The organism is Sphingobium sp. B2 (assembly GCF_007693735.1).
In the GTDB taxonomy this organism is placed as follows: Bacteria; Pseudomonadota; Alphaproteobacteria; order Sphingomonadales; family Sphingomonadaceae; genus Sphingobium; species Sphingobium xenophagum.
The window spans coordinates 1-2,280 of sequence record NZ_VDBZ01000022.1 but is presented as its reverse complement, the minus strand read 5'-3'; the positions used below and the strand labels follow the sequence as shown (position 1 = coordinate 2,280).

Genomic DNA, 2,280 nt, shown 5'->3' with positions numbered 1-2,280 from the left:
GAGCGGACAGCCCATGAGGCGACCCGTAACGCGGTCAAGCTGACCACGCTCCAGATCGAGAAGCTCAAGGTTCAGCTATCCCGCCTACGGCGGATGAAGTTCGGCCAGTCGTCCGAGCGGATCACCGAGATGGCGGATCAACTGGAACTGACGCTGGAGGATCTCGAAGCAGAACATGCCCATGCCGCATGTGCCGTCGGGGATATGTTTCCAACAGAGGAACGTCCATCGACGGCTCGCAAGCCGAAGCGCCTGCCATTGCCCGACCATCTGCCGCGCGACGAGACGGTGCATGCCGCACCCGACGTCGATGGCTGCTCCGCCTGCGGCGCCACCATGGGCAAGCTGGGCGAGGACGTGACCGAGGTGCTGGAGTATGTGCCCGGTCGTTTCCGCGTCGTGCGCCATGTTCGCCCCAAGCTGGCCTGCGGGCGCTGCGATGCGATCAGCCAGGCACCGGCTCCAGCCTTGCCGATCCCGCGTGGCAGGGCTGGTCCGAACCTGCTGGCGCATGTGGTCATATCGAAGTTTGCTGACCATCTGCCGCTTTACCGGCAGTCACGCATCTATGCCCGTGAGGGTGTCGACCTCAGCCGTTCAACCCTGGCCGACTGGCTGGGACAGGTCAGTTGGCTGTTGCAGCCGCTGGTCGACCGCATCGCCGATCATTTCATGGCCAGCCCCAAGCTCCATGCCGACGATACGCCCGTGCCGGTATTGGCGCCGGGCACCGGCAAGACTGCAACAGGACGATTATGGGTCTATCTGCGCGACAATCGACGATGGCGACCGAGCGATAAGCCCGCAGCGCTGTTTCGCTACAGCCCGGATCGCAAGGGCGAGCGTCCGCGCGAACATCTCAAGACATTCGTGGGATTCCTGCAAGCCGCCGCCTATGCTGGGTTCGAGCGCCTCTATGCGCCCGACCGTCAGCCGGGGCTAATAACGCCTGTCGCCTGCTGGGCACATGCGCGGCGGAAGCTGCACGATGTCTACAAGGCCGATCCGCATTCCGTCGCGGCAGAGGGGCTGAAGCTCATCCGCGAGCTTTACGATGTCGAGCGTGGGATCGACTGCGATCCTGCCGATGACCGCCGGAAGACACGCAAGCTGTCTCGGCTGCGGGCGCTGGATTTCTTCGCATGGGCCGACGGCGTGCTGGGGCAGATTTCAGCACGGTCTCCGTTGGCCGAAGCGCTGCGCTATGCCGTGAAGCTTAAGCTGCAACTGCTGGCCTACACCGAGGACGGGCGGTTGGAGATCGACAACAACCTCGCGGAGAACGCCCTACGCGGCATAGCCGTGGGCCGGAAGAACTGGCTTTTCGCGGGTGCCGGCTGCGGCCGGGAGCGCGCCGCTGCGATCTACTCACTGCTGGAGCCGGCCAAGCTCAACAATGTGAACCCGCAGGCTTGGCTGGCCGATGTGCTCGACCGGATCGGCAAGGGCCATCCCATCAATAAGGTCGATGAGTTGCTGCCTTGGAACTGGCCGCCCTTATGCGGGTAGCCGCATTTCGCAGCTCGCCATATGGCCTAGATCTCCTCGCCATTCCAATATTCCAGCTTCAGCGAGGTCGGCCAACCGAGATCCCAAGACAAGATCGCTTGTTTGATAAATGCCCTCTTAAAAGAAGTCACCGAGCACTCCAGCCACAATTCTCGCCATCTTTTGCCATTCCGGTGTCGCATGCTCCAATAGGGCTGCATCGAAATGCTCAAGCGGCGCAGACATCAACCCGGCGTCGCCCAGGATACGCAGAGGGGCATTCTCCGCTTGAAGTTGTAGCCACAAGCCCAAGCTACGCGCCCGTCGCCCCGCCGATAGAGGTTCTGCCTTATCGAGATATTCAGTCATGCTTTCGGGATCGAGTAGGCTGAGGCGCGGCACATCAAGGATCTGACACTCCTTGTCCGCCATATGCGACAGCCACCACAAAAAGCCGGCAGCACTATGCGCGCTGTCTGGAGAAATCCACGCAATGGGGGGCTTACTTGCCTCCATCGAGGCACTCAGGACGGGCAAGCTATCCTCGAAAATCTTCTGCCAGTCAGAATAGCCCAATTCATTCTCGACCCATTGAGCGCGTGCATTAGCATCGTCCCTGTCTATGGGGCCAAAACTGAAATCATCATATGGCGCAACGACAATTCCTTCTCGGCCGGCAACCTCCAGCGCTTGTTGCAAAGTTCCTGCTGCGGAACGCCCAAAGACAACGTGAAGCTGAGAGTTTTCTGAAGTCATCCGGTCAGCCTAATGGATGAAGCACCAAACCGCTAT

The 2,280-nt window shown here is 60.7% G+C and carries 2 protein-coding genes; one reads left to right on the top strand and one right to left on the bottom strand.

The annotated features are described in order from the left end of the window. The coding region (tnpC, locus tag FE851_RS25810) for an IS66 family transposase (RefSeq protein WP_145206929.1) at positions 1 to 1,509 on the top strand (1,509 nt) is incomplete at its 5' end. A 117-nt stretch (positions 1,510 to 1,626) separates the two neighbouring features. On the opposite strand, the gene FE851_RS25805 is transcribed toward tnpC, so the two are convergent. After that, positions 1,627 to 2,244, bottom strand: coding sequence for a DUF3658 domain-containing protein (locus tag FE851_RS25805; RefSeq protein ID WP_145206928.1), 618 nt, complete (start codon positions 2,242 to 2,244; stop codon positions 1,627 to 1,629). Positions 2,245 to 2,280 lie beyond the last annotated feature (36 nt).